The following is a 6704-nucleotide window of genomic DNA, read 5'->3' as shown; positions in this document are numbered from 1 at the left end:
AACACCTTATGATGTCTATTAGCCCTCTTAAATCCGCCTATGGCGCCGCCAAGTATTACTTGAACGAAGAAAACACACCAAATACCTTTGATACGTCACTCGAGAAAGACAGTAACGACAACTACTACCTCAAAGAAAGCAGTACCAATGAAAACACTTTTTGGCACGGTCAGTTAGCCAAAGAAGCAGGCCTAATCGGTAAACCGGTTAACCAAAAAACGTTAGAGTCCGTTTTATCTGGACACTTAGGCAATGAAACCATCAAAGGTAAACGGGGCGACCATAAATGTGGTTTTGACCTGACTTTTTCAGCACCAAAAAGATTAAGCACGCTCGCACTCGTTGGCGGGGATACTCGCCTTATTGATGCACATAATGACGCGGTCAAATTCGCGCTATCGCAACTAGAAAAAGACGTGGCACAAGCCACGCACATCAACGACGAAGGCGCTCGTGAGTTCATCAATACCGAATCGATGGCCTTTGCGGTCGTCCGCCATAAAACCAGTCGTGAAAACGATCCACAACTCCATTCCCATGCCTTAACGGCAAACATGACCCGCGACAAAGAAGGGCAACTGCGTACACTCGCCTCTTCTCTCAAACAAAAAGGCGGCGTCATCAATGGGACAGGCGAGCGCATTTACCACTTCCAAAAATACTACGGTATTTTATACCAGAGCCAATTGGCTAAAGAAGTTATAGAGTTAGGCTATACAACGCGAGCCCTCGGCAATGGTCAATTTGATGTTGAAGGCGTTCCTCAAGTATTAATCGACACCTTCTCCACTCGCTCACAACAAATAGAACAACAAACCTTAGACTTAGGCTTTGAATCCCGCGCGGCAAAAGACGTAGCCAACCTTGATACGCGCAAGTCCAAAACCTACGAAAGTGAGGCAACCCTCAATGTTCGCTGGCAACAAACGGTGCGCAACGCAGGACATAAGCCCGAAGAACTGGTTAAAAACGCTCTGGGGATCACTCCACAAGAACAGAACCCTGAAGAAATCGCTAAAGACGCGTTTGGCCGCGCCGTTGAACACTTAGGGCAATACAACACAGCATTAAAACTGGAAAAGATTATAGAATTAGCCGCGGCCGAGTTTACCAAAGGCGGCGCACAAGCCAATGCGATTGACCTTAAAATGGTCGCTGACCAATGGGTGAAAAACGGTGCTCTCATCCCTCTTTCAGAAAAAGGTCAATACACCACTCAAGCCATGCTGAAAACCGAACAAGCGTTAATGGCGGCCAGCAAAGGGCGTACGCGCCATATGCGCACGCCAGTCAATGACGCCACGTTAGATAAACTGAACCTCACTCAAGGCAATCGCCAAAAGGTGGCGGACATTTACCAGTCCACCAAACAGTTTCATGTGGTCAATGTGTTTGGCAACAGTGAGCAAATCGCGCAAAACCTCTTGAACGTCGGCAACCATGTCGGTAAACGTGTCCACTTAGTGTCACAAAACGCCAAAGACAAACACCGTCATAGCCAAACCATCCAACGTGAAAGTCATACGGTCGCAACCTGGATAAAACACCGATTTCAAGAAGAGCAGCGCCACTCTGTCCATAGTTTGTTGCACTCAGACGTCCCTATGACCAACAAAGACATCCTTCTTGTCGACAGCGCCCACAAAATGAGCGCCAATGAGTTGATGGCTTTAAACGCAAAAGCTAAGGGATCGGGTAGCAAAGTCATCTTGCTGAACAACACGTCCAGTCGCCAAGGTTTTAAATCTTATAACGCCATCGAGCTTTATCGCAGAGGCAACGTCGTCTCGCACTCTTGGGTAGACAGCAAACAGAAAGACAGTAAGGTTACCTTGCACAACAGCGATACACGCACCCTCGCTAGAGCGTATACCCACTTACCAAACAAAGAAGACACACAAGTGCTGGCGACTTCTCACCTTGAACAACGACGATTGACGGACGCGATCCGGTCCTCTCTGCAGAATGAGGGTCAACTTGCCCGCAGCGGTATCACCTTGTTCACTCAGCAGCCTCATTATTTGTCTAAGCCCCAACAGGAGTTAGCGCAACATTACAAGCCAGGTATGACCCTTCGCCATTGGGAAGACGGACAACCTCAAGAGTTAGTGGTTTCAACCTCGGATAAGGCAAACAATCGACTCCATGTCCTGAGCAAAACCGATGGACAAGAATACACCCTCGATCCCGCTTCCGCCGGATTCAAAGCCCTCAACATGCAGATCTTTAAACCTGACTCGCTGCAAGTTAACCAAGGTGAACGCCTCATGACCACAGGTAAGCACTTTCCATCTGAGTTGAACGCCAATGAGCGTTACGTAGTCACGGATATTTCTAAAGAAACCCTAACGTTAACGGACACGCAGGGCGAATTGAACACCGTCCCCGTTGAAGCGCTGAAAGACGCACCACTACAATACGACTATGTCCATACCGCCAGTCATATCGAACCAAGGGCGCACACCCTCATTTCAGGCAAAGCCTTTACGCTATCCAAAGCGCTCTTCCATGATCTGACTGAGAAAAGCGCGCGCATCGATGTGTTTACCGACAACCCCGATAAAGCCCAGGCCGCGCTTGAGAAAAGCGAAATGAAGCTTTCTGCTATCGAGCGAGTGATGCACACCCAAAGCGTCAACGACCGCTACCTGATTGAAACCACCGCCATCACCGTCAAAAGCGACATCAAGCAAGCCCTCACCCTCTTAAACAAAGAGCAAAATTCATCACTGCAAGAGAAAGCGTTGAACTTTGCCCTGAGTCATCTTTCTGAAAAAGAAGCGGCGTTTACACAAAAAGAGTTAGTCGTCGAAGCGATCCGTTACGCTTTTGAAGAGGCCAATCAACCGATAATCAAAGAGCAAATTGAAACAGAGCTCGCCAAACGCAGTGATGTCCTCTCTGCCGAATACAGCGACGGCACACGCTGGACCACCCAGGCGGCGCTCGATACCGAAAAGCACATTTTACGGAACATTGATCAAGGGAAAAATCAACACAAGCCGTTTGCCACCCACAAACAAGTCAGAGATTATCTCGATGCACAGCCTCGCCTTACCCAAGGGCAAAAGGACAGCATCACCCTTATCTCAACGACCAAAGACAGTTTTGTGGCCGTGCAAGGTTTGGCAGGCACCGGTAAATCCACCCTGCTCGAATCCAACATTGAATTGATTCAACACACCGGCCAAGCCAGTACACACTCACCTTCGCAAGTGATCGGTCTGGCGCCAACGCACGCCGCCGTCAGCGAACTGGAAAGAAAAGGGATACAAGCGCAAACGCTGGAAAGCTTACTGACCGACCTAAGACGTGGCATCACCTTACCAGAGGACTACAAAAACACGCTGTTCTTCCTCGATGAAAGCTCCATGGTCAGCAACCAACAAGCCAAAGAGCTCACCGACCTTGTATTACAAAGCGGCTCCAAAGCCACCTTGCTTGGGGATAAAGAGCAACTACTTTCTCTTAATGCCGGTAAACCGTTTGAATTGAGCATGAGACAAGGACTCATCGATACGGCTTTTATGACCGACATCATTCGTCAAAAGAATGAAATACTGCTTAGTGCCGTACACAATATTGTAGATAAGCAGCCAGACAGCGCCCTCGATAAACTCTCTCAGCAAGGCCCTGATACACTCGGTAGCACGCAACATATCGTCTCAACCCTCGATGAGAATGCGAAAGACCAAAGCAAAGCGCAACTCATCGCCACCGAAAAGCTGCCTTACGCGGTGGCGCAGGACTACCTTGCCCGCACGCCCGAGACACGAGAAAACACGCTGATCATCGCTTACACAAATAATGAGCGTGACCACATCACTGAGCACATTCGTGCCGGACTGATGAAAACACAGGAGATAGGCCAAGAAAACATCATCACCACCCGATTACGCTCTACAGGTGATAGCAAAGAAGAGCTGACCACCATGATGCCTTATCAGAAAGGGCTCATTTTAAGCACCAAGCCAGGAGAGTACGACATCATTACCCACGTTGATTCGGAGCACGGTTTGGTGACTCTTCAAGACGTAACTACAGGTAAGACAAAGCCATTTTTGCCACGCAACAAAGACCACAAATACACGTCACTCTTCGTTCAATCAGAAAAGCCACTTTCAACCGGTGACAAAATCATGACCCGATTTACCGACAAAGCGCGAGGCATTAAAGCCAATGTGGAATACACCATCAGTCATGCCACCAAAGAAGAAATCACCGCACTGTCGAAAGAGGGGCAAACGTTAAGCCTTAATCCAAACCAACTGAAAGACGGGCATTGGGATTACGCTTACACCAGAACCGCAGATATGGCGCAAGGCGCGACGTATCAGAACGTCATTACCACCCTAAAGGGTAAAGGCGCACTGACGAACTTAAGACGCGCTTACATCGATTTAAGCCGGGCGAGTAGTCATGTGAAACTCTTTACTGACAGCCCAAAACAGATGATGAAGAGCTGGTTATCGAAAGAGGTCAATAAACACAGTGCCATTGAAACCATCGAGAACATTGCACCACACAGTACGCCTTACTTTAATGACAAAGCCCTATCTCATGAAGACGTGCGTTATCACAATAGAAACGGAGATTTTGACTACAACCAATTTAAAGAACACATCAGCCAAACGTTACCGAAATACACCGAAAGCTTAGCCATCAACCTCTTGGGGCAACCGAACCCATCTAAATCAGACCGTGATTATCTCACCTTTGGTATTGGAAAATCGGCAATAAAGGTATCGTTAACGGGGGAATATCGAGGGTATTTTAAAGACTATACCACCGGTAAAAAAGGCTCATTAATCAATTTAATGATGATTCATAAGGAAATATATTATAAGGAGGCAATGCAAGAAGCCTACAACATTCTTAATGATCCTGATAAATACCAACTCACCGCCAACCCCAAACATGACCAATTACTGAATACGACGCCAAAACACATGGCACAATTTGAAGAGAGAGCGAAAGAATATATACAAACCAGTCAGCCACTCACAGGCACATTAGCCGAAACTTACCTCAATAAATTGGGGATTGAACACCCTAAGAATGACCATGTTCATTTTCATCAAGCAGTATATTCCTCAGAGGACAAAACATTTCACCCGGCGATGATAACTAACATTCACGATAAAAAAGGAGAAACAAAAGCGATTGAAGTGACTTATTTAGACGGGCAAGGAAATAAAGATCCGGCACTCGACATCAATCCACGGATATTAGGCACGAAATCCAAACAAATAACGCAATTCCATCAAGGCCATGATTTGCACACCACCATCATCAGTACCTCAATCGAGAATGCTTTTATTATTAATCAAGCGCATCAAGGCCAATACGACATTATCAATGTCAATCATAAGAATGACATTCAGAATATCTCTACCGATGAACTCAGACAGAACATTGTGATTGTACTGAGTCAAGGCAATACGGATTTAAATCCCAACAACATTGAAAAAATCATGGCTAACTTTTCAGGGAGAAATATTCAGTTTGTTTCGCCTGACAATATGCTTGAGGAAATCAAACAGGGTATTGAACAATACCATCAACAAACGCATCAACAAAAAGAGGAATTCGACACACCCACTCAAGACCATGATTCATTAACCAACAAGCAGGACACTGATATTAATCAACACACAAAAGAAATCAAAGATAAAGAGCTTGAACACTTCGACAGCAAAGAACCCTCCCCTCAAAAAACGTTTGATTTTAATCAGGAGCGTGACAACAACAATGACCAATATAATAAACTAGATAGAGAGTTAGAGCGGTAGAAAAAGGGGTGTCCAATGGACTACCCTTTTTTTTTGCCTGCCAGAAACTCATCGACTTTATTATCGATATCAGATTTCACCTGTTGCCTAAAGGGTTTGGATTCTTTTTGTTCTCGGAATAATTTTTCACCATCAAAGGTTTGTCCATGAACCACATCAGTGATCGCAGATGAACCACGAACGACACGATAAATCTCTTCCATCAACGCACGATTCGATGGACTATCATCCTCACTATCATTGAGTTTAATGCGCAGTGCCAACATCAAAAGTTGCCGCGTGGCCTCGGCATCACTTAACGCTTCCTTATCCCTAAACGTCTTAAAATCTTGCGCTAACTTTCCACGTAATGAGCTTTGTAATGGATAAGAACGTGTCATATTGCCCTCCTCAATCCCAATTAAAAGCATTGTTATTCCAATGAAATTTCAATCAATTAATTTTATAAAACACCCATTAAACCTTGTCAATAAAGGGCTCAATCAACATTCAATGATTTCCAATTAAAATAACATTGAAAACGCTCTCATCGCTTTACATATAAGGGATCAATCAATATTCATTGAAAATATATATTTATCCATTGAAATTTAAGCGGCTAATTAGTGTAATTTTTGAAAATTTTTCCACGTTACTTTAAACGACTATTATATCTTTAAATTCTTGTTTTTATTGTCTTTATGTTTTTAACAGACAACCATTTGCATTGATTTCAATGCGCCGTGGTGTGTGGATGATTCCCAAGCGGTAACAATGACCTCCAATGAGTCTGCATCAAGTTTGTGTTTTTTGGACTTGTTTTAGGAACGTCGAGAGCAAAAGCCGAACCGTTGGCGATTGAATCTAGGGTGATTGAGACCATTAAGGAAGGAATGTAAAACGGAAAAAGAAGATCGTGACACAACTAGCGCC

General features: G+C 45.1%; 2 protein-coding genes. One reads left to right on the top strand and one right to left on the bottom strand.

The features are described from left to right. The first annotated feature begins 8 nt into the window (after positions 1-8). Positions 9-5792, top strand: coding sequence for a conjugative transfer relaxase/helicase TraI (gene traI / locus MD535_RS24775; RefSeq protein ID WP_265677928.1), 5784 nt, complete (start codon positions 9-11; stop codon positions 5790-5792). Between the two features lie 20 nt (positions 5793-5812). Here the strand turns inward: traI and MD535_RS24770 are convergent, their stop codons facing one another. Then, on the bottom strand, positions 5813-6172 hold the full coding sequence (locus MD535_RS24770) for a hypothetical protein (RefSeq protein ID WP_029224421.1): 360 nt from the start codon (positions 6170-6172) through the stop codon (positions 5813-5815). Between the last annotated feature and the right edge of the window lie 532 nt (positions 6173-6704).

The sequence above is a fragment of the Vibrio qingdaonensis genome (assembly GCF_026191675.1).
Taxonomy (GTDB): Bacteria; Pseudomonadota; Gammaproteobacteria; order Enterobacterales; family Vibrionaceae; genus Vibrio; species Vibrio qingdaonensis.
Note: the sequence above shows the minus strand (reverse complement) of the source record. Positions and strands in the feature narration are given on the sequence as shown.

What these genes read in the sequence shown, in the direction of transcription:
- MD535_RS24770 (WP_029224421.1), bottom strand. Translation starts at nt 6,172, where the DNA reads ATGACACGTTCTTATCCATTACAAAGCTCATTACGTGGAAAGTTAGCG.
- traI (WP_265677928.1), top strand. Translation starts at nt 9, where the DNA reads ATGATGTCTATTAGCCCTCTTAAATCCGCCTATGGCGCCGCCAAGTAT.